This is a genomic window from Scytonema sp. NUACC21, from assembly GCF_054684315.1.
The window spans coordinates 144,885-167,849 of the sequence record NZ_BAAFZH010000109.1; the positions used below are offsets into that span (position 1 = coordinate 144,885).

The 22,965-nt window shown below is 43.0% G+C and carries 18 protein-coding genes; 10 read left to right on the top strand and 8 right to left on the bottom strand.

Annotated elements, in window-relative coordinates; genetic code table 11:
- Positions 1-78 precede the first annotated feature (78 nt).
- On the bottom strand, positions 79-1,242 hold the full coding sequence (pdxA, locus tag ACYRY3_RS42845; protein ID WP_460207928.1) for a 4-hydroxythreonine-4-phosphate dehydrogenase PdxA: 1,164 nt from the start codon (positions 1,240-1,242) through the stop codon (positions 79-81).
- Between the two features lie 130 nt (positions 1,243-1,372).
- On the opposite strand from pdxA, the gene petM reads away from it, so the two are divergent.
- The 6 genes from petM to ACYRY3_RS42875 all read left to right on the top strand — a co-directional run bounded on the left by petM (position 1,373) and on the right by ACYRY3_RS42875 (position 5,960).
- Entirely contained in the window at positions 1,373-1,477 is a 105-nt protein-coding gene (gene petM, locus ACYRY3_RS42850) for a cytochrome b6-f complex subunit PetM (protein WP_460207929.1), read from the top strand.
- A gap of 170 nt (positions 1,478-1,647) precedes the next feature.
- A complete protein-coding gene (locus tag ACYRY3_RS42855; protein WP_460207930.1) occupies positions 1,648-2,631 on the top strand; it encodes an SDR family oxidoreductase in 984 nt (327 codons plus the stop codon).
- A 196-nt stretch (positions 2,632-2,827) separates the two neighbouring features.
- Positions 2,828-3,745, top strand: a complete 918-nt coding sequence (locus tag ACYRY3_RS42860) for an NAD(+) kinase (RefSeq protein ID WP_460207931.1) — start codon at positions 2,828-2,830, stop codon at positions 3,743-3,745.
- A gap of 19 nt (positions 3,746-3,764) precedes the next feature.
- Positions 3,765-4,451, top strand: a complete 687-nt coding sequence (gene nblR / locus ACYRY3_RS42865) for a response regulator transcription factor NblR (protein ID WP_460207932.1) — start codon at positions 3,765-3,767, stop codon at positions 4,449-4,451.
- 98 nt (positions 4,452-4,549) lie between these two features.
- A complete protein-coding gene (locus ACYRY3_RS42870) occupies positions 4,550-5,095 on the top strand; it encodes a DUF192 domain-containing protein (RefSeq protein ID WP_460207933.1) in 546 nt (181 codons plus the stop codon).
- A 673-nt stretch (positions 5,096-5,768) separates the two neighbouring features.
- Positions 5,769-5,960, top strand: coding sequence for a DUF2949 domain-containing protein (locus tag ACYRY3_RS42875; protein ID WP_460207934.1), 192 nt, complete (start codon positions 5,769-5,771; stop codon positions 5,958-5,960).
- Positions 5,961-6,312: 352 nt separating this feature from the next.
- Here ACYRY3_RS42875 and ACYRY3_RS42880 read toward each other — a convergent pair whose 3' ends face one another.
- Positions 6,313-6,564: a DUF5340 domain-containing protein gene (locus ACYRY3_RS42880; protein ID WP_460208305.1), complete on the bottom strand. Its 252-nt coding sequence runs from the start codon at positions 6,562-6,564 to the stop codon at positions 6,313-6,315.
- An 86-nt stretch (positions 6,565-6,650) separates the two neighbouring features.
- A complete protein-coding gene (gene trpC, locus ACYRY3_RS42885; RefSeq protein ID WP_460207935.1) occupies positions 6,651-7,562 on the bottom strand; it encodes an indole-3-glycerol phosphate synthase TrpC in 912 nt (303 codons plus the stop codon).
- Between the two features lie 75 nt (positions 7,563-7,637).
- Here trpC and ACYRY3_RS42890 point away from each other — a divergent pair, with 75 nt between their 5' ends.
- Entirely contained in the window at positions 7,638-8,054 is a 417-nt protein-coding gene (locus ACYRY3_RS42890; protein ID WP_460207936.1) for a DUF1824 family protein, read from the top strand.
- A 1,070-nt stretch (positions 8,055-9,124) separates the two neighbouring features.
- Complete coding sequence (locus ACYRY3_RS42895) at positions 9,125-11,056, top strand: ABC-F family ATP-binding cassette domain-containing protein (RefSeq protein ID WP_460207937.1); 1,932 nt, start codon at positions 9,125-9,127, stop codon at positions 11,054-11,056.
- 69 nt (positions 11,057-11,125) lie between these two features.
- Here the strand turns inward: ACYRY3_RS42895 and ACYRY3_RS42900 are convergent, their stop codons facing one another.
- The 4 genes from ACYRY3_RS42900 to ACYRY3_RS42915 form a co-directional block, all read right to left on the bottom strand.
- Positions 11,126-11,665, bottom strand: coding sequence for a DOMON-like domain-containing protein (locus ACYRY3_RS42900; protein WP_460207938.1), 540 nt, complete (start codon positions 11,663-11,665; stop codon positions 11,126-11,128).
- Positions 11,662-12,825: a phosphotransferase enzyme family protein gene (locus ACYRY3_RS42905; protein WP_460207939.1), complete on the bottom strand. Its 1,164-nt coding sequence runs from the start codon at positions 12,823-12,825 to the stop codon at positions 11,662-11,664. The genes ACYRY3_RS42900 and ACYRY3_RS42905 overlap by 4 nt, the downstream gene beginning before the upstream one ends.
- A 130-nt stretch (positions 12,826-12,955) precedes the next feature.
- Positions 12,956-15,832, bottom strand: a complete 2,877-nt coding sequence (gene pgmB, locus ACYRY3_RS42910; RefSeq protein ID WP_460207940.1) for a beta-phosphoglucomutase — start codon at positions 15,830-15,832, stop codon at positions 12,956-12,958.
- A gap of 115 nt (positions 15,833-15,947) precedes the next feature.
- Positions 15,948-18,362 (bottom strand): sucrose synthase, encoded by a 2,415-nt coding sequence (locus tag ACYRY3_RS42915; RefSeq protein WP_460207941.1) that lies wholly within the window; start codon positions 18,360-18,362, stop codon positions 15,948-15,950.
- Between the two features lie 423 nt (positions 18,363-18,785).
- Here ACYRY3_RS42915 and ACYRY3_RS42920 point away from each other — a divergent pair, with 423 nt between their 5' ends.
- Both ACYRY3_RS42920 and ACYRY3_RS42925 read left to right on the top strand, forming a co-directional pair.
- Complete coding sequence (locus tag ACYRY3_RS42920) at positions 18,786-20,102, top strand: hypothetical protein (protein WP_460207942.1); 1,317 nt, start codon at positions 18,786-18,788, stop codon at positions 20,100-20,102.
- Positions 20,103-20,500: 398 nt separating this feature from the next.
- Complete coding sequence (locus tag ACYRY3_RS42925; RefSeq protein WP_460207943.1) at positions 20,501-21,817, top strand: HhoA/HhoB/HtrA family serine endopeptidase; 1,317 nt, start codon at positions 20,501-20,503, stop codon at positions 21,815-21,817.
- A gap of 14 nt (positions 21,818-21,831) precedes the next feature.
- Here the strand turns inward: ACYRY3_RS42925 and ACYRY3_RS42930 are convergent, their stop codons facing one another.
- Positions 21,832-22,950, bottom strand: a complete 1,119-nt coding sequence (locus ACYRY3_RS42930) for an AI-2E family transporter (RefSeq protein WP_460207944.1) — start codon at positions 22,948-22,950, stop codon at positions 21,832-21,834.
- Positions 22,951-22,965: the final 15 nt, after the last annotated feature.

Consider the following 22,965-nt stretch of genomic DNA (forward strand, 5'->3'; position numbering starts at 1 on the left):
TCGTAACATTACTGGTTATCGTTGTTCATTTATTCAGTTTTTTTAATGTATAAGAAATGTAATATTCTCTTTTGATGATTAAACCATATGGTTATGAACTGCCTTCATCCTTTCAGATACTAAGAAAGCTGCAAGTTCTATTGCTGCTTTCATACTTGTAGCATCAGCAATTCCTTTACCTGCAATGTCAAATGCTGTGCCGTGGTCGGGGGATGTGCGAATGAAGGGCAGACCGATGGAAGTATTTACGGCTCGGTCAAATGCCATGAGTTTTACGGGAATTAAGCCTTGGTCGTGGTAAAGTGCAAGGTAGGCATCAGGAACATTTTGAACTTCGGGCTGTAGCGGATGGGCGCTAGTGTCTTGTGTCTGTCTGTGTCTGGATGTATCGGTAGTTGTCATTTTGCTGTTTCCATACCAGGCTTGACCGGGCTTAACCCACATTGTATCCGGTGGAATTGGACCATCGATTTGTAAGTTTGGGCGATTTTTACGCTCTTGTTCTATCCAAGGAATTAACCAATCTTGTTCTTCATTTCCCAGTTGTCCCTGTTCTCCACTGTGGGGATTTAAACCCGCGACTGCTATCCTGGCTTTGGTTAATCCAAAATCTTTTTCCAAGCACTCCACCAGTAAATCTAGTTTTTCTGTCATCAGCTGTGGTGTCAGCACTTGAGGAACCTGACTGAGGGGAATGTGTGTTGTTGCTAGCAGTGTGCGTAGTAACCACCCTGTATGGGGCGATCGCGCTACGAACAACATACCCACCCGTTGTGAACCCGATTTTTCTGCCAACAGTTCTGTTTGTCCTGGGTAGTTGTGTCCGGCTGCTTTCCATGCTGATTTCGCGATGGGTCCTGTCACAATACCATCAAATTGATCGGCAAGCGTATAGCTAATAGCTGCTTCCATATAACGGAAGCTTGCTGCACCACTGACAGCATTACCCTGACCGATAATAATGTTATCTTGATGGGAAACATCAGTCTCTATGTCAAGAATAGAAAGTTCTTCTGGATTGAGCAGGGGTTCTGAATTATCGGCAAGAGTGAGTTTAGTATAAGTTTTTACTAGTAAATCTTGGCTGCCTACCACCGTCACATCACAGTTTTTGCTCACTTCGGGAGCTGCTAAGGCTTTTAAAATCACCTCCGGACCAATTCCTGCTGGATCTCCTAAAGTCAGTGCTAGACGTGGGCGATATAGGGGTTTTGATGTGAAGTTTTCTTCTACTTGGTGCATGTTCGGAGTCCTAGTAACAGCTTGCCATCTAGCTTCACAATTGTTAACGTAAGTCTAATCCTACAGCAGAGCTTTCAGGCATCTGGTAGACTTAACTTAATTAAACAATTTGCAAAGGAGAATTAAGCGAATGGGCGGCGAAATGTTGAATGCGGCTCTATTGTCTTTTGGTCTCATCTTCGTAGGCTGGGCTCTGGGTACATTGTTACTAAAAATTCAAGGTGCAGAAGAGTAACCCCCTGTGAGGGATGGAGTATAAAGGAGAAAATGCAGCTATAACCTCAAAGTATGAGCTTTTTCATCCTTTATGCTTCATCCTGGATACTTTTATTTGTAAAGTTTTGTTTAGAGAGACGCTTCTGATAAGATTTTTTATAATAGGTTAAATTTTTGTTACAAAATCTCATGACATTATTAATAATCGGTGCCACCGGCACCTTGGGAAGACAAGTGGCTCGTCGTGCGATCGATGAGGGATATAAAGTTCGTTGTCTTGTCCGGAGTGCAAAGAAAGCCGCGTTTCTTAAAGAGTGGGGGGCAGAACTTGTACCGGGTTCGCTGTGTTACCCGGAGACACTAGGATCAGCCCTTGAGGGTGTAACAGCAATTATTGATGCGGCAACATCCCGTCCTACAGATTCCCTCAGTATCAGACAGGTAGACTGGGAAGGTAAGGTATCGCTGATACAAGCGGCACAAGCTGCAGGTGTAGAGCGTTTTATCTTTTTCTCCATACTGGATGCTGAGAAGTATCCAGACGTACCCTTGATGGAAATTAAGCGGTGTACAGAACTATTTTTGGCTGAATCCGGTTTGAACTACACCGTATTGCGCTTAGCTGGTTTCATGCAAGGCTTAATTGGTCAATATGGAATTCCCATATTAGAAGGACAGCCCGTGTGGGTGACGGGTCAATCTTCTCCCATTGCTTACATGGATACTCAAGACATTGCTAAATTCGCCATCAGGGCTTTGAAAGTCCCAGAGACAGAGAAGAAAACTTTTCCTGTCGTGGGAACTCGTGCTTGGAGTGCAGAAGAAATCATCAGTCTGTGCGAACGCCTCTCTGGAAAAGAAGCGAGGGTGTCGCGAATGCCAATTAATTTACTGCGTACCATGCGCCGTGCCCTACGCTTCTTCCAGTGGGGTTGGAATGTAGCAGATAGACTGGCTTTTACAGAAGTTTTGGCAAGTGGTAAGCCTTTGACTGCTCCAATGGATGAGGTTTACGCGACTTTTGGCTTAGAGCGACATGAAACCACAACGCTGGAAAGTTATTTGCAAGAGTACTTCAGCCGTATAATGAAAAAGCTCAAAGAGTTGGATTACGAAAAAACAAAAAAACAAAAAAACAAAAAATCTCCCTTTAAAAAAGTTAACAGTCAGTAGTAGAACCAGGTTCAATGCCTTGTTCACAGACAAGCAGGCGTAATGTTTTTTAACCTGCCCCCGTACAATAGTCACTGGTCATTGGTAGTTACACAAATGACCCTCATACAAATGACAAAGGACTTATATCAAAATAGTCCAAAATATGTAACGATTAACATAATGAAGCGCGTCGCTTAGAGTTGGATATTTGAGTGTGCCCAAAGCAGGCATTATATACAATGACGTAAAACCGATAGCGAGTCGGATCGCTATCGAATTGAAGGAAAAGTTCACCACTGCAGGCTGGGATGTTTGCGTCACAAGTGGTGTCGGTGGGATATTGGGCTATTCAACCCCTGAAAGCCCCGTATGTCACACTCCAATAGAAGGTCTAACACCACCTGGGTTTGACTCAGAAATGAGATTTGCAGTGGTGTTAGGAGGAGATGGCACAGTTCTAGCGGCTTCTCGTCTGGTCGCTCCCTGTGGTATTCCGATATTAACAGTCAACACAGGTCACATGGGGTTTTTGACAGAGACTTATCTGAATCAACTACCTCAAGCGGTGGAGCATCTTTTGACGGGTCAGTATGAAATTGAAGACAGAGTCATGCTCACCGTCAAAGTACTCCGGGGAGACACTATTCTTTGGGAAGCTCTTTGCCTCAATGAAATGGTGCTACATAGAGAACCTTTAACCTCTATGTGTCATTTTGAAATAGCAATTGGTCGTCATGCACCAGTTGATATTGCAGCGGATGGTGTGATTGTATCCACCCCCACTGGTTCTACAGCTTACTCGTTAAGTGCTGGTGGTCCAGTAGTGACTCCTGGTGTACCCGTGTTGCAACTTGTACCTATTTGTCCCCATTCTCTGGCCTCAAGGGCTTTGGTTTTCCCAGATAGCGAACCCGTTAATATCTGGCCAGTCAATACTCCTCGGTTGGTAATGGTGGTAGATGGTAATGGTGGGTGCTATGTTTTTCCAGAGGATAGGGTTTATTTGGAGCGCTCGCAATACAGCGCCCGATTTATCCGTTTGCAGCCTCCAGAGTTTTTCAAAATTTTACGCGAAAAATTAGGTTGGGGTTTGCCACATATCGCAAAACCTACGTCTGTGGAATTACCATAGACAAAAATCCCAAATTAATATGACAGTTGCTCATAATCCCTGTGTTTTAGTGATTGAAAGCGACGAAAGCCTCGCCAACCAGCTGGCTTTTGATTTGAAAGAAGCTGGTTATGAACCCCTTCTGGCTCATGATGGGGTCAGTGGAATGCAACACAGTCGCGAACGCCAACCTGCTTTGATTGTCATTGACCGGATGCTCGCAGGAGAGTCTGGGTTATCATTGTGTAAAAGTTTCAGAAACGCTGGAGCGCGATCGCCAGTTTTAGTTCTGATGGCACGTGATACAGTTGATGACCGTGTAGCTTGTTTGGAAGCAGGAGCCGATGATTACTTCCTCAAGCCGTACCGCTCTGAGGACTTTTTAAACCGTATTCGTCTGTACTTAAAACCAGATATCGATACCAGCGAACAATTACGCTTTGGTGATTTAGCTTTAGACATAGCAACTCGCCGTGTCATCTTAAACGGAAAAGCTATTGACCTAACGATGAAGGAATTTGAACTCCTCAAGTATCTTATGGAACATCCCCGTGAAGTGTTAACTCGCGAACAAATTTTAGAAAACGTTTGGGGTTACGACTTTATGGGAGAATCAAATGTTATTGAAGTCTATATTCGCTACTTACGTTTGAAAATAGAAGATGAAGGTCAAAAACGGTTGATTCAAACCGTGCGAGGCGTGGGTTACGTTTTGAGGGAATCTTAAAATAAGAATAGTTAGTAGTTAGTAGTTAGTACTATTTGTAGCTAACTACTAACCAATCACCACTAAACACCAACCACTAACTATTAATTAAACTTGTTATGAAAAATTGGCTATGCTTATTATCAATAGTTCTGAGTTTTTTGCTAGTGAGTTGTTCTACTCAAACACCAGCAACATCTCCCTCAGCAACGCCTAGTTCTCAAACTCAAGCACCAATGAATTTGGAACGTCAGCCACTCACAACGAATGCAGGTCAACAATTACCTATTTCAGCGGTTGCAATTGTTCCTAGTGGTACGAAGATTCAATTGGAAGTAGCGAAAACACCCCAACAGCAAGCAATGGGATTGATGTACCGACCCGCCTTACCCGATGACCGAGGTATGCTCTTTCAATTTCCGTCAGCATTTCAAGCCAGTTTCTGGATGAAGAATGTACCTGTTCCCCTGGATATGGTTTTTATACGGGACGGTATTGTTAAGTACATCGCTGCTTCCGTACCTCCCTGTACTACCAACCCTTGTCCTACTTACGGTCCTGAGACAGCAGTTAACCAAGTGATTGAACTGCGTTCAGGTCGTGCATCTGAGTTGGGTTTGAAAGTAGGCGATCGTGTCAAAATAGAATTTTTCAAACTTAAGTAGGTTGGTACAAATGAAGTTAACAGGATTTGGTTGTCCTTTGTTATTTGTCATTTGTCATTCGTAAAGGTCATAGTATCTTTACATTCCTTAACATAACTGCTTTTATTTCTGTCGTCAGTCATTCGTCATTAATAGGGTTTTGGGGCTGTTTACATTTCGTAACACAGTTTTATTTATTTCTGCCCGCTGATTTAGTGCTTTTGTCAATCATTGAGTATGTAAAGCACTTGTAAAAAAAGTATTACGTAAATGTAAAGAGTCCCATTCTAAGGCTAGCATTTGATACAATCCCATTCAGTAAGTGATGCTATCCTTAATGCCGGATGACAGATTTGACTTCAGGCTACAAAAGATATTCCTTAGGACGTAAGTGTAAAGTGTAGTCAATGAGGGAGTATTATCTAAGGAATCTTTCTTACTGCAGGTGTATTTAACTGGGGTACTGAAGTAAAAAGGATAAAGCTGACTTGAATAAGAATTGTGCTATTTGAAACTTAAAAAACAAATAGCTCCCAGGCGAGATCTAGTCTAAGTCTGGCTTTTCAGGAATATCAGAGAACCGACACCAAGTATTTACCATTGCACAAATAGCATCGCTTTATACAACGGTGGCGGAAAAATTTTGACTTGATATACTTAAGTACACTTAATTTTAAATTTGGGGGAAACAAGGGTGTCACCATCAACATACTCTAGGTTTATCCGGTTTCTACAGGAAGATCTAGCAATTTCAACAGCTTGCATCGCAGTTGCTCTTCGTCATCGGGAGCAAGACCCCGGTCCTTTGCCAATGATTCTTTGGCAGTATGGTTTGGTTACTATAGACCAGTTAGAACAAATCTATGACTGGTTAGAGACAGCATAGGTCTGATGAGCTCATTGAGGACAATCAACTATGCGAGATTTTCTCTGCCTTTTACAAAGGCTGATTCATAGCGAAATTTATCTGACTTATTCACACACATTAAATCTAGGAGCGGGCAAATCATTCGGCCCGCTTCGTTATTTGTATGGCAAGGTTAGGGGTTGGGGGCTAGCTGCACTTCCTTAGCTAAATATGGATGTTTAACAACTAACGACAGTTGCTTTAAGCTGGAAAGCACTTAAAGATGTCATGACCTTTTTAACGGAGTCAGTTAAGACCTAAGCATGGCTATCTCTACAATGGTAAGTACTAGTTGTCCAGTCTTGTCCACTGTTTAGCGAGTAGCTCGTTATCATTCAGGAGTAACAACTTGTTCGGTGTTAAGATGATTGAGCGACCAGCGATGATCTACCTCCACAGAAGATGATTGGCATGCTTGTTCAAGTTGCTTTTGTTGTGCGGCTGCTTTCCGGAGAGTAATAATGAGCTGACTTACCTGATTCCGTAAATTTGGGTTGCTGCTAGCTGCCATCATAGTTTGTCTTTCCAACAGTTGCAGTATGAGTTCGTAGTGGATAGGTGAAGGCAGAGGAATTTGCTCCATGTAGTTGGTTTTTGATTGCAATTTTTTAGTAGAGTTCAAAGTGGTTAGTTATTAAATGAATTGTTGCACAGGCAACAATGATTTGGTTAAAGACCTAGTTTTGCAGGTGATAAAGATTTAGCAAAGAGGTTGGTAATAGCTACGTCTGGATCTGGGTGTTTTACCAGAGACTCTCCGATGAGAACACCGGATACCCCAGCGCGTTCCACCAAGGCCAAATCCTTTGGGGTGTGCAATCCCGACTCGCTCACAACTAGAATATTTCGTTCTTGCAACACTTTGCCCCTTGCTGCTAAAAGTTCACATGTGGTGTGCAAATTAACAGAGAAATCCTCTAAATTGCGATTATTAATACCTACTAAAGTGACACCATCTATAGCCAATACGCGATCGAGTTCTTCCAGAGTATGAACCTCAATCAAAGCTGCCATCTTTAGGGTTTTGGCAATTTTAACGAAGTACTGTAAATCGCGATCGCCAAGTACTGCTGCAATCAACAATACTGCATCTGCACCCGTAACACGCGCCTTATACATTTGATAAGGATATATGACAAAATCCTTGCATAGCAACGGTAAATCTACGACGGCACGAACGCGAGCCAAATTCTCAAAGCTGCCTGAGAAAAATTTTTCGTCCGTAAGTACCGAAATACAACTAGCCCCGCTTTGACTGTATTTTAATGCAATCTCTACAGGGTCAAAATTTTCCCGTAAAACCCCTTTACTTGGAGAAGCTTTTTTTACCTCAGCTATCAATGCTGGTGTTGTTTTGCCTTGCTGCAGCGCTGCTACAAAGTCACGGGTTGGGGGTGCATCCATTACCTGACGCTGTAACTCTTGCAGCGAGACCTTTTCTCGCATTTGGTCAACTTCTTCTTCTTTATGCCAAACAATTTCCTCTAAGATGTTATTTGGTTGAGTATCAGGCAAAGCTACCTGATAGCGCATAGTAGAGACAGCAACAGATGGGTTGGGACGACGGCGACGGATTTGCATAATCTTAGTTATTAGTCATTAGTCATTAGTCATTAGTCGACAAATGACAAACCAAGGATAATAAATTCAATTAATATGACAAACAGAAAACAAAACAATATTAGCGTTCAAGAAGCCAAAAAAATTCTTAATAAATTCAACTGTGTTGATATTGCCCCCAAGCTCAAGGCAACAGAGAAAGCTTTAGTTCGTGAAGCTTTAACATTACTTGCCAGTATTTCTGATTACCAAATTTTAGGTATCTGTGCTGATACTGCCGAGGAAGGTATGCTGGCGATGAAAACATATTCCCACGCCTTTGGCTATGAACCACCAAGCAATTTACCTACACTTGAAGGTCCAGTGTACATCAAATTAAACGGTAAAAACGGCTTGTGCTACCTCGATTCTTACTCAGGGCACCATCGTGGAGTACTTGTATCCTGCCAGTCTTACCTACAAGGGGGAATCAACGAAATGTTCGGGCATTTACCTCTCGATTTGTTTGTTTAGTTAGTGGATAGTGGTTAGTAGTTAGTGGGAACAGTAGGGTGGGCACTGCCCACCTTTTCCATCATTTAAAGAATAATTTTTAATTTTAAAAACTGCAGAGTTACACAGAACCCAGAGAAGAGATAGAGGTTGAAGGTCTATAGTTTTAAGTAGGTGGGTGGGAATAAACGGAAATATATTACAAAATGTAAATATATCATCAAGCCTTACCAATAACGAATGACAAATGACTAAGGACGACCTTCTCCAGTGACGTTTTTTCATACTGACCTACACAGGAACTTGCAAATAAAAAAGTCTCCAATATTTCTTGTAGTGCGGGATTTGACGCCCGTCTCTGACAAGTGACGGGTGGGAACGCAATACTGCGTAGGTTTTGCATAAAAACACGCAATTACGTAGGTTGGGAACTCACTGCGTTGTGGGGGTTCCCCCCATTGAAGCAAGTGGCGTTTGAGGAACGAAACCCAACATTTATCGGCATTTGTTGGGTTTCGCACACGGTAAACCCAACCTACAATTTCTCTTAACCGAGCAGTGTAAGTGATTTGATTGTATTTTTTGATTATTTAGTATACCATACCTAAGGATATGTTTTGGCAACTACTTAGTCAGTAACTATACTTATTAATCTGACGATCTGTAGAGAAAAGGATTGGTAACAATACGGTTCAGATAACAGTCATCTTGCACCTTCTCAATAAGGACTGGTGAGAATTGCCCACCCCACGAAAGAATAAGCTCTTTGGTCTTTTATTTTCGCAATAAGGTAATGGTGCAGGATATAAGATAAGCAACTTCCAAATTAAAAAATATCCCACTTTTTCTTGTGGAATGTTGCTCTTAGCCGGTTCCATAGCCTGGGTGGGTGACGGCGCTATTCGGTTTTACGCTTCGCTCAACCCAACCTACAATAAATCTTAACCAAACTAAAAAGAGGTATAGATAGCAGATTTCGTTCGCAAGAGCAATCGACCGTCTGCGTTCATCTGCAGTTCCCAAACCCCTTGATGTACTACCCACCTGTAAAACTAAACTAACCAGCAACCAGCAACCACTAACAAAATTTTATGAGTCTTATTACACTACAATCAGTAAAAAAAGATTTTGGCATTAAGGAAATTCTCAAAGAGGCAAGTTTCAGCCTGGATGCGACGGATAAGGTTGGCTTGATTGGAACTAACGGTTCTGGCAAATCAACATTATTAAAAATGATTGCGGGACTAGAACCCGTTGATGGCGGTCAAATCATTGTCAACTCGGGGGCAAAAGCTATATATTTGCCTCAACAGCCAGACGTAGATGAAAATCACACAGTTTTAGAACAAGTTTTTGCTGATAGTGGCGAACAAATGTCTTTGGTGCGGGAGTATGAGGAACTTTCCGATAAATTAGCCCATGCACCAGAAGATAAACAACTTCTCTCGCGTTTATCCTCCATCATGCAGCGTATGGACGCGGTTGGTGCCTGGGAATTGGAAACAAATGCTAAGATCATTCTGTCACAGCTAGGAATCACCGACTTTAATGCTCTCGTTGGTACTCTATCTGGTGGTTATCGCAAACGCATTGCTTTAGCCGCAGCTTTGCTGTCAGAACCCGACTTGTTGCTCATGGATGAGCCAACAAACCATCTAGATGCTAACTCCGTAGAGTGGTTGCAGAGTTACTTGAATCGCTACCGTGGCGCACTCTTACTCATAACTCACGATCGCTATTTTTTGGATAAAGTTACCAATCGTATTATTGAAATTGACAGAGGAGACATTTATACCTACTCTGGTAACTACTCCTATTACTTAGAAAAAAAAGCACTATCTGAAGAATCTGCTGCTAGCACTCAACGCAAACATCAAGGCGTTTTGCGACGTGAATTGGAATGGCTAAAACGGGGACCAAAAGCCCGTAGTACTAAGCAGAAAGCCAGAATTGACCGCATTAGTGAAATGCAGGCAACTGAATTTAAACAAACTCAAGGTAAAGTTGATATTGCTACACCCGGTCGGCGGATTGGTAAAAAAGTTATTGAACTAAATAACGTCTCTAAGGCTTATGACGAACGAACCTTAATCAAAAATTTTTCCTACGAATTTAGTCCGGAAGACCGTATTGGTATCATTGGTGGTAATGGTGCGGGTAAATCCACTTTACTGGATATCATAACCGGACGCGTTCAACCAGATTCCGGTAATGTAGACATTGGCGCTACCATTCACATTGGTTACTTCGATCAACATTCTGAGGAATTGCTGTCAGCATTGAACGAAAATCAGCGAGTGATTGACTATATTAAAGAAGAAGGAGAATTTGTCAAAATTGCAGATGGAACAAGAATTACTGCTTCTCAAATGCTAGAGCGGTTTCTGTTTCCCGGTAATCAACAATATGCCCCAATTCACAAACTTTCTGGTGGTGAAAAACGACGGTTATTTCTATTGCGTGTTTTGATGAGTGCGCCAAATGTCCTCATCCTAGATGAACCTACAAATGATTTAGATGTGCAGACTTTGGCAGTTCTGGAGGACTATTTAGAAGATTTTTCCGGCTGTGTAATTGTTGTATCTCACGATCGCTATTTTCTAGATAGAACAACAGACACTATATTTGCTTTTGAAGAAGGCGGTAACATTCGGCAATATCCCGGTAACTATTCAGTTTATCTAGATTATAAGAAAGCAGAGGAAGAAAAACAGCAACAAATTGCGACTCCCAAGGATAAGCCGAAAAATACAGGGACAGTAGATACAACATCTCAATCTCAGTCTACTGAAACCAAAAAGAAGCGCAGGTTATCGAATTGGGAAAAGCGCGAATTTGAACAACTCGAAGGTAAAATTGCCCAGTTAGAAGCTGAAAAGGCAGAAACAGAGAAGGCGCTGACAAAAGTTCCTCCGGGTAATTACACTCAGGTACAAAAACTCTACGAACAGGTGGAAGTTATTAAGCAAGCAATTGATACAGCCACTGAGCGATGGTTGGAATTAGCTGAGATGGAATCGTAAATTAGGGCAAAGACTACCAGTTTTACCCCTTCCTAGCCCTCCCCTTATAAAAGGGGAGGAAATTGGATTTCACAACGAAATAATAAAACTGTCTCGTCGGTGAAAGTCAGCTTCTATTCCTTGATGAGTCAACGCCCAATAGGACATTATACCGTTTTGTTGTTTGATAACGGCAGCAATGGCAAGCTCAAGGGTTCGATCTGCTGGGACAATTTTATCTAAATCGATATTCACGACAAGTGCTAAACCGTCTGATAGATACTGCATGCTAAACGGAAGTGCTGTAAAGGCTGCTTCCTCTTGCATTCCTTGACGATAAGCATCAAAGCGATAGACATTCCAATCTCCATTAGGGGAGAGGTTAAATTCCCAGTAGGAATCGGAATTCTGGATGGCAAGGAAGAACTCGAAACAAGTTTCTTGCCAAAGTTCGTGCTTTCGTTCTGGTGTGTCTGATAGTGGGGAAAACGCAATTTCTTTTAGGTCGCCAAGAAGCGCGTACTGGATAGTGAATTGATTCTCATATCGGGCGATATTGCCTGCAATTTTTACATTGGGTAAGGCATCTTGAGAGGGAAAAGGTTGCAGGGAAAATGTTTGTTCCTTCATTTGATATCCTGAAGAATATTGCGAATTGTTGTTTCCTGGGATTCAATGCTCTCGGTAAGCTTAAATTGGACAAGTGCCCTCGCAAGGTTGTGTTCTGGATGTTTGACTTTGAAGTATACGTTTCCTGCTAAATAATCAGTAAAAAATCTCAGCCCTAACTCAAAGGCAATCAGACGGATTGCATCATACATATAATAATAGTCATGCTCTGTCAGAAACTCCTTTGCTACAGAGACATAGCCCTGAAGAATTTCCCGACACAAATCGGTGTCAAAATAAACCAGTTCCCAATTGTTGGTTTCTTCGCCAGCAAGATTGCAGCCCGATCGCAGGCAGTCACCGATGTCATAATGTACTAGTCCCGGCTTAACTGTGTCGAGGTCTATCATGCTGACAGCTTGCTGAGTCACAGTGTCAAACATAACATTGTTGATTTTGGGATCGCCATGCATGAGGCGTAGTGGTAACTCACCATTGGCTTTCGCATTTTCCAGGACGTTTGCCCTGGCTTTGCTCTTGCTAACAAACTGCAAGCAATAATTAACTTCAGCGAGGCAGTCCCTTGGGGGAGTTGACCCTGTTGAAGGGATTGGTGTAGTGTTGCCAAGGTTGGTTTTTGCAAGAACCAAGTCGTAGTGCTGAAGGTAAAGTGGCGTGATGTGGAACCCTTCTAGTGTATCGGCAAGTTTTTCAGAAGGTAGGTCACTGATAAGGTTGTGGAACATACCCAAGGCATAACCGATTTCCTTGGCATATTCCATCTTGTGTATGGTATCAAAGGACTGGGTGTTGTCAATAAAGCTGATTGCCCGCCAGAAAGATCCATTATCATCCTGCCAGTAATCTTGAGCATTTTGAGTCAACAATACAAGCGGCACTTCCCAACGGCGGTTGAGGGGCTGAGTTTGCAAGCGGTAGCGAATATGCTCAGTTAAGGTACGCATATTCTGCATGATAAGTTGAGGTTGACGAAACACAGAAGTGTTGATGCGTTGCAGGACAAAATACTGTGACTCTGCCGAATCCAGAGTGACCAGAAATGTATCGTTGATATTGCCATTTCCAAATGCTTTAATACCTGTTACTTTTCCCCTAAGGGCGAAGCGCGAGGCAATGTCAATAAGATTGTCCTCATTCTGTGTTCTAAGTTCTTCTATCATGTTTGTGTTAGACCTCCGATATTTCCTTCGCCATTGTACGAAGGCGGTAGGAGACATCTTAGCCTAAGTTTTCTCAAACGAAGCCCCATGCCTATCGACATGGGGAAGGTCAACTACTTATCTCAAACGGTTACTTCTCAACGGAATTCAATTTATCTTGCAGTTCTGACCACCGGACACCTTCCAAACTGGGTAAGACAACATCGGCTGCCCCAACTCGTTCCGCAGGACCCAGCCCTACTGCTAGCATATCAGCCGCAAGAGCTGCCTCAATTCCTGCCGCCGCATCTTCTACGACGACACACTGTTGTGGTTTCAGCCCCAACTGTTCGGCAGCAAACAAAAACAGATCGGGTGCTGGCTTGGGTTTTTGCACGCTGTAACCATCAGCGATAATATCAATGCGCGAGCTAATACCCAGTTTCTCGATAACTGTGCGAGCATTTTTGCTAGCTGAACCAAGGGCTATCTTAATGCCAGCCTTTCTTAATTCATCTAACAATGACACAGCCCCAGGTAACAAATCTGCTGCCGTCATATTTTGGATGAAGTCTACATAATAGTTATTCTTGCGTTCCATCATCTCCTGAAGTTGTTCTTCAGAGTACTGCCGTTGGCTGCCAATTATCAAAAGCAGCGAATCGCGACGGGAGACACCGCGTAGCGCTTCATTGGCTTCTCGATTAAAAGGCAACCCCTCTTCATCTGCCAGCTTTTGCCAACCTAAGTAGTGGTACTCTGCCGTATCTGTGAGAACACCATCTAAATCAAAAATGACTCCACGAATATCATGCATGGTCTCTTTTCCATCAGATCGCAAATCAAAATCGTGCCACTTACCGTGCCACATCAGTTTAAATTTCAGACGTTTCCAACCGGGTGGCAAGTGGGGCTTGGATGTTGGTGCATCTCCTGCCAGTTGGACACCACCAAATCCCAAAATCACTGCTTGCCAAACACCGCCGGCACTTGCCCCGTGAATTCCTTCATGGGCGTTACCTCGGACATCTTCTATATCAACCAACGCCGCCTGCATAAACCGTTCGTATGCCTCTTTTGGGTTGCCTATGTCTGAAGCTAAGATGGCGTGAATGGCGGGTCCGAGGGATGAACCATAAGTGATGTCAGTACGGGGTGCGTAGTAGTCCCAGTTTTTTTGCAATATTTCTTGAGTGTAGGGAAATTCCTGTGACTGTCGCATCAAGTAGAGAAGCATCAACACATCTGGCTGTTTTAGTACTTGACGCTTGTTAGCACCCTCAATACCCAAGATACTTTGCATTGATTTGGTGCGTGGTTCGTAGTCAGCCAAGTTGATATCTTCTAATTTAAAGAATCCCTCATACTGCTCGATTAACCCTGTTGATGGGTCGTAGGGAAGCCATATATTTGTGATAATATCTTTCCACCGTGATAGACGCCCGGAGGTGAGTTGCAGTTTTTGCGTAAGTTCTTTGGCTTGGTCTGGGTAGGTGTTAGACAGCCACTCGTGTATAAAGAGCGCTTTCTCCAAGTTCCATTGTACCATCCGGTTTGTAAAAGCGTTGTTATCTGAGTGTTCGTGGTACTCATCTGCTCCAATGACCTCACGAATCTCATACCGTTCGTACTTGGTGTTATACTCAACTCGGCTACCCCAAAAGACGGCAGTATCTAGGATAATCTCAGCACCACAGTCCCGCATCCACTCGTGGTCGTTTGTTGATTGCCAGTAGTACCAGACAGCATAGACAACATCAGCACTAATGTGAATTTCGCGATCGCGACACCAAATCCTGATGTCTTCGCCATAAAAATCGTTGGGAGGCAACCAACGGGGTGTTACTTCATCCCCCGTGTCAGCACTTTCCCAAGAATACATTGCCCCCTTATATCCGTAATGAGATGCTTTGCGCCGTGCTCCATTGAGGGTATGGTAACGATAGGACAGCAAGTTCCGCGCAAGTGCTGGCTGTGTATATATGAAGAAGGGAAGAATAAAAATTTCTGTATCCCAGAAGACGTGACCCCGGTAGCCAAAACCTGAAAGAGTTTTTGCGGCAATGCTCACCTTATCATCATGCTGTGCGGCACAAATGAGCAATTGGAAAAGATTGTAACGAACAGCAAGTTGAGCTTTGGTATCCCCTTCTATCAATATGTCACTTTTCTCCCAAGCTTCATCCCATGCTTGTTCGTGAGCTTTCAGCAGTTCTGAGTAACCAGGTAACCCAGCCAGTTTTTCACCAGTTGCCTCAACAGGGTTTTCCACATCCCTAGATGTAAAAACAGTTACAAATTTATCAACTGTGACAGTTGTTCCTGCCCCTGCTTGGAAGGTAGTGATAAAGGTTGGGTAGCCTGGTGGATTGGTCACTTGCACCGCAGCATCAATTCCCGATACTTTGATTCCAGCAGCCATACCCAGTTCAATGCGACTGCTGCGGGTGCGGAGTTGCAACCAACTTCCCTTGTCTGTCTTGCCTTGATCTAGCCATTCCCAATGGTTAAAACCCTGATTTTCAGGATAGCCGTTGATGCTAGCTTGAACTTCAATCAAACCTTCAAAATCTACAGGTGTTACTTGGCACCGCAGCACCAACACGTGTTCGTCTGCTAGGCTGGCAAAGCGTTCAAAATGAATATCTACTGTCTTCCCACTGGGGCTACGCCAGCGAATGCTGCGACTGAGCAAGCCACGGCGTAAGTCTAACTGTCGCTCGTAGCTGAGTATTTCACCGCGTTCCAAACGGAAGCGCTCGCCATCAACAGTCACAACCAGTGGTATCCAATCAGGACAATTAGCCAGTTCAGTATAAACAATAGGAACGTTATCGTAAACCCCGTGGATAAAGGTTGCTGGTTGAGCACGAGTATAACCCTCCTCAAAGGTACCTCGTGTACCTAAATAACCGTTGCCAATTGTGAAAACGGTTTCTCTGTGGTGAACTTTGTTGGGATTAAACTGGGTTTCGACTAATATCCAGTCCTTATAAATAAACTCCTGAGTCAGATCGATTGTATCCATCGGCGCTGCCTTTTCTATTGCGTGGTTAGTGGTTAGTTGTTGGTAGTTAGCAATTAGTGATAATGTACAGACGCTTTCAATAGAGCGCGTCTGTACGATTACCAATCCCTGTTTTTTAACGATGCATATGTTGTTCTAAAATTTTTTCAGATCTTGGTTTATAGAGCAGATGGAACAAAGTTTCCAGATACCGCCCCCTCGCTTCACTGTTTTCCTTGTTGACAAAGTTCCAAAAACTGTAGAGTTTGGCAAGCAATAATAACTGCTTGGTATGTAACTCCCAGTTATATTTATTACGGATACGCTGAATTACCCACTCTGATATTTTATACCAGTGTTCGGGTTGGGTATTACACAGATCGATAAAATTGCTGATTATCTTGGCTGTTCCATCTAAATCTGTGGGGTTGAGATGAAATTCATTTTCCCCATCTTCAATGATTTCGAGAGAACCTCCAAATTGGGTGGCAAAACACGGTAAACCGCAACTCATGGCTTCAAGAATTGTTCTACCCAAAGCTTCAAAACGGGCAAAGTGAACAAAAATTCCCTCACTGTCTGCAATTGTGCGGTAAGCCTCCCCAACCTCAGCCAAGGGAATGTGCATACCTACCCAGCGAATGTTCCCTTGGAGGTTATGCTCGTTAATAATATTGTGGAGCCGTTCGATTTCTCCTGCTTCTTCTGGGTTTGTAGCTTGTTGTGGGTGTAGTTTGTCAGAGAGAATAATCAAGTTGCAGCGTTTTTGTAACTCTTGACTTCTACCAAAGCATTCTATCAAACCAGCAAGATTATCGTTAGGGGTGACACTACCAACGGCAAAAATTGGTCTTTTGCTTGTGTTCTCTAAATGACCGAGAATTTGCGGGTCTTCACGGGTAAAGAGCAAGTCTTTAACTCGATTGTGAAAGCTGGGATCGCGGTTTTCTTTGCGCTCGTATGGGAAAAAGATGCTTTCATTGACTCCTGGTGGCACCATGTTGAATTTGGGGCTAAACAGGTCAATCCCATCAACCACGTGATACAACTCGGGCATCGTAAAATGTTTGTAGGACTCGTACTGACCCATTGTGTCAGGCGTCCCCACTATTTCCTGATAGGTAGATGTGACAATGAAGTCTGCTGCATTCATCCCGATTAAATCGGCGGTGTATTGGGCTGAGAAGTGGTAATTGTCCTCTAGGTCTTGCCAATACAGATTACTAAACAGGTGTTTGGGCTTTTCTAAAGAGTGGGCTATGTTACACTGAGTTGATTTGAGACGGCGTGCTAGGAGAAAGGCAACTAAATTACCATCACTGTAGTTACCAATAATAAGATCGGGTTTGCCTCGAAATTGTGCGAGTAATTCTCTTTCTGCATCCAGGGCAAATGTTTCCAGATAAGGCCAAATTTCAAATCTCGTAATCCAGTTTTGCGTAACATTGGAATTGTTGAAGTCTGTGAAAGGAACGCGCAAAATCCACGCATTTTCCGTACCTTGAACTTTTTCCAGGCGCAGGTTACACTGTGTCCCTTCACAGTTAGGAATAAGACGGGTAAGTATAATAACTTGGGGTTGGATGCCAAGGACATCAAGCCCAGCAAGTTGAATTTCTTCCCGCAGTTTGTTTTCTAAACTGCGAGCTTGTTCGAGAACGTAGACGACTTGACCTGCTGTTTCAGGTCTTCCCATGACTCCTTCCTGTGCAATCCAACCATGTACGGACACGAGGACAACACGAAAGACGGAGGGCACGCGGGCAACAAAGGCTTCTAAAATAGCAGGTTCGGCAGTGTCAATCAGTCGGTTGAGAAGCGCTAGGGTATCAAGAACACGGGATGCTGTGTTTCCCCAACCGGGTTCAAAACCCAGTTCTTGCAGGTCATAGCGGAATTTTTCGTAGGGTTCGCTAGGATGAAGAGCACTCAAAAAATTAATGGCTTGTCTAAGTTGTTGAGTGAGTTGAGCCCCTGAGAGAATGCGACCATTGATGAGTAGAGGAATACCATCGTATTGGCGTCGGCGTAGAACATCGTACATGACCTCCAACCAATATTCGGGGTCTGTCAGCATTTGATTGCACAAGTACCGATTGAGAAAACCCAGACCTTGACCAATATTTCTGGGATCGCTGATTTTAGGAGAACCGTGGTAAAAAGGACGGAAGTCTATTTCTAGAATTTGGGGATGATAGCGGTTCACTCTGCGATCGCGCACGTTCAGCAGTTCTTGTGGTGTCATTTGCTCGAAGCTTGTCATGTTTGCTCCCAATCGCCAAGCTTCTTGGACGCCAATCCTCGGTCTGATGAGAAACCAGGCACTTTCCTCTTCTAGGATAATTTCATGAGTATAGTGAATGAGTTTGCCTAGAGATGAGGAGTGGAAAAAGTAAGCAGGCTTTTGCGATTGCTCAGAGTAGTCAGCAAAAGCTTGCAGAATCTCGGTTCTCAGGAAGTACTTCTTACCTGAAGCACTTAGTTCATAAACCAACTGACGCAGAGCCGTTTTCTCATCACTGTTTAAGACAGTTTGAACTAGTTCATGCATAGCAAACTCCTGATTTTTAGCTAGAGCGCGACCTCATTTTTTCCCTTAAAATAAGTACATTTCCTTTATGACGTTTCCATAGAGGTTCACCCCCTACGTTAGCGCATATCTTGCTTAGGGATCAGCTCTAACATTAAGGTCTTGAGTGCTCAAAACAATCTGCTAAAGGTCGGATCGCTTACTAGTTAAGTAGGTGGGCAGGATTAAATATCACTATATTGAGAGGTCATTAGTCATTTGTCTTGAGCAAAGGACTAATCACAAAGAATGACCCTGACGCTTTTCACTTGATTTGTACCGACTTACTTATCAGTTATCGGAGAACAGTCATTAATTTCCCATAAATAGATAGAATTGTAGGGAATTTAAATAACTTGCAGTAAGAGCACCCAACTTTATGGGTAAACTTTTGTTGCAAAATAGATGCTTTTACTCCAAAATATGACTCTCAATCGCAGACTGGACACCTTCTCTCTAGCTGCTTTGCTGGTGTCTGCACATTACGGTTTGGGATTTCTCCTAGGAACTGCTGAGAAATCTCTAAATCTTGGATTTGCTGGCAGTCTCTATGCTGTATCCCTCGGTTTCGGTACAATTGCCCTCCTAGGGCTAGCAAAATTTTATTGGACACAAACGGAGCAAATCTGGACTTTGCTCGGTTCTTCTTATGGAAGCGGAGTAAAAATCTTCGTGGGGATAATGTCTTGGGCTTCCTTAATTGGGATCGAAGCTGTCCAATTAATTTCTGGAGCCTTTATTCTCAAAGTCTTTGGGATACCCACTCTGCCGACGATGATTGTTTTAGCTACCCTGTTTGCAATTATTTCTTTACTACCCGTAGAGAAAGCAAGCGGGATATTGCGAGGATTACTGGTTCTCAATTTCTTGGCTCTCATTTATGGGCTGTGGGTGCTCCACGGGTTTCCTGAGTATGTGCGCTCGCCCCTAGAGTTGGTAAATTCACTCCAGCATGAGAGTATACCAACAACAGTAGGTATATCACTGTCCACAATCCTGCTGGTGCTTATCGATATGAAGTATCAGCAATATATTATTCGGGCAAAAGACGTACAAAGTCTGTATCTGGGTTGTTTGTTGGCAGGAATTTTGTTATTGTTACTCGCTTTGTTACCCTCAACCGTTGTGGTAGCGGCTCAAAAAGCTGGAATCTTATCTGCGGGTATCAGCGGTAAAGAAACCCTTCCCTTCATCCTATCTTGGATTGGTGGTGGGGCTGACAAACCCTTAGGTATGGCTCTGATTGTGTCTTTGTTGCTTCCGGCATTGGGAATCGGTAGCAGCATATTACGAGTACAAAGGAAAACTATCTTTGATTTTAATATTGTGCCTGCCTCTAACGGTTATCAGTTGTTAGTGACTGTTGGAAACGCTCTGTTTGGTTTAGCCGTTGCATTGAAAGGCGGTGAAATTGTCAATCTGATTGTTGCTTTTTATGCTGCCTATGTTGGAGCCGTGATTGTTCCTTTTGTTGCCTACTTGATTGCTCAAACAGGGCGCTATACATTTTCCAAAACAAGTGTCAAGTTATCTTTAATTGCAAGTAGTTCCTCTTGTATAATTGTATTAATTATTACTCTTTTTCGTCCAAGCTTCATAGTATTTGGTAATCCCGAACTCAATATTATGGGAATAGGAATTCTCTTTGGAACCTTATTTTTGTTAGCTGGTGAAATCATAGAAAAATATTTCCCAGCATCCAAGGTCGGAGAAGAAGCGTAAACCTCTTCTGCTTCCGCAAAACCCTAGTGCCATTCCCATATTACCTCTAAGGTGGTGGTGTAAAAGTCTGAAATAGTTCACCCCACCTCGCCCCTCCTTATCAAGAGGAGGGTACTAGAGCTGCGATTTCCCTCCTCGATCGAGGGGGGTAAATCTAACTTGTGTACCGCCTCGAAGTTGAGAAAGAGGTAGAAGTAGTTTTTTGTGGTTAATTACAGATATCAATCATAAAATTTGATATTTTTGACCGCATTCTTAAGACTAGATAAAAGTAGTTAAAACCCTATCTATTTTACTCTCATAAACTGCCTTTTGACAGATGTCAATCAGCAATAAGAAATTAAAATAAAGGAAGCAAGAATATAGAAAGACATGATTTTTTAGGTAAAGAAAGTTTTATGAAAACAATACGTCAAAACGCAAATCTAGATAGCTCTGTTTCTCATGTATCGCCTTCAAGCCGACAGTCTATCAAACAAAAAATAGCTGTTCGAGTTAAAAACACGAATGCAAGCAACTTGTCGGGAAAGAAACCTGTTACTCACTGGTTGCTGCCATTAATGGGAGTAGGAATAGCATTTTTGAGTGGCTGTTCAACAATTCCTTCTAGAAATATTCAGTCTTTGCAAGAAACTGCCCAAGCGGTGCAAGAAACAGGAAATCAAAATAACCGCTCTCTGACACCAACTCCTGAAGATACTAATTTTGTAGTAGCAGTTGTCAATAAGGTAGAACCAGCAGTAGTACAAATCAACACCGAGCGAACTGTTAGAAATCAAGTGCCGGAAGCATTGAATGACCCGTTTTTCCAACGTTTTTTTGGGGAGAGGTTACCAGTACAACCCCAAGAGAGAGTTGTACGGGGTCTTGGTTCTGGTTTTGTGATTAGTTCTAATGGTCAAATTATTACTAATGCTCACGTTGTCAATAACGCTGATACAGTAACGGTGTCATTTTCCGATGGTCGCACTGTGGAAGGTAAAGTATTGGGACAAGATACTGTGACTGATATTGCAGTTGTCCAAGTTCCTGGCAATAACCTGCCAACTGTGGAACTGGGCAATTCTCAGCGCGTCCAACCAGGACAGTGGGCGATCGCTATTGGTAATCCCTTAGGTTTGCAAGAAACTGTGACAGTAGGTGTTGTCAGTGCGACAGAACGTTCTGCTAGCGATATCGGTGTTTCGGATCGACGTATGGGCTTTATTCAAACCGATGCAGCAATTAATCCAGGCAACTCTGGTGGACCTTTGTTGAATGCTCGCGGTCAAGTGATTGGTGTCAATACGGCTATTATTAGTGGTGCTCAAGGAATCGGCTTTGCAATTCCCATTGATACCGCTCAACGAATTGCCCAAGAACTGATTGCGACAGGTAGAGTTGAACATCCTTATTTAGGTATCCAGATGACTCCTTTAACACCTGAACTCAAGCAACGGATTAACAATAGCCCTAACAGTAATATTCGGGTACAGGCAGACCAAGGTATTCTGATTGTTCGTGTTGTTCCTGGTTCTCCGGCTGACAGGGCAGGGCTGCGTGCAGGAGATATCATCCAAGAAGTCAACAATCAACCTATCACTACGACCGATCTATTGCAGCAAATAGTAGAAAAAAGTGGCGTTGGTAGTACTTTGCAAATAGAACTGCAACGCAGTGGCAGGAATTTACAAGTCGCAGTACAACCAGGACCCCTACCAGCAACTAACGAATAGTTAGTTGTTGGTGGTTAGTGGTGAGATGTGCCAACGGTTTTACCTTCAACAGTCTCGTTAAATTTGTGGTTATCTTCGTTTTCTGCTTTTTGGTTCCGCTTATCTTTGATTCCTTCTTGCCAGTTGTTAAGCACATCCTTAACCAAAATTTCTTTAATCGCAATTTGGAAGACAATCACTAAGGGGATGGCAAGGAATAATCCTAAGAATCCGAAAAATTGGGCGAAAACTACAACAGCTAATATGGTCACTGCAGGCAGCAGTGACACCTGAGACTTCATAACCAAAGGCACAACAATCAAGCTTTCAACCTGCTGTATTCCAAAGTACAATGCTACGACTGCAGCAGCTTTCCAAGGTGCATCTAATAGTGCCAGCAGTAGAGGTGGTATTAAACTCAATGTCGGACCAACATTGGGAATGAATTCTAGCAATCCTGCCAAAAGTGCATTTACTAATGGAAGTCTTACCCCTAGAATTAACAATCCAACATAGCTTAAGCAAGCAATCAGGAACATAGTTAGGAGTGTTCCTTTTATCCAACCTACTAAAGAGGTTTCACACTCAGAAAGAATTTCATCAATTCTACGACGGTAAAATGCAGGAAATAGCAGTATAAATCCCTGTCTGTATGGAGCAGGGTCTGTCAAGAGCATAATGGTTAAAACCAAGAACAGCAAGAACGTTAAAACAATATTCAGCGACCTGCCGAGTAAGGCAAAAAAGTTGTTGACTAGCTGATTTAACCAACTTTGTAATCCTTGAGTCAGAGTTCTAAGCCCGCGAACGTTCTCTAACAATTGTTCTGGAATTGCATTTTGCAACCAATTATTCCATGTCCGCATTCTTTCTAAGGCGTTAGGTGCAAAGTCGGAAAATTGTTGCAATTGGTCAACAATTTGTGGTGCAATCAATGCAAAAAAGCTTGCTACAATAGTCAGTAAAAGACCAAATGATATGGCGATTGCAATACCTCTTTTTATCCGGAACTTTTGTAAAAATAGCACAAGCTGGTTTAGAACTGTTGCCAAAACTACAGATGCAAACACCACTAAAACAACTTGCCGGATTTGCCACAAAATATAAAGAGATACGATTAGGGCAAATAACCCCATCCATTGCCCAAAACGCACAATTCTACCTCCAAT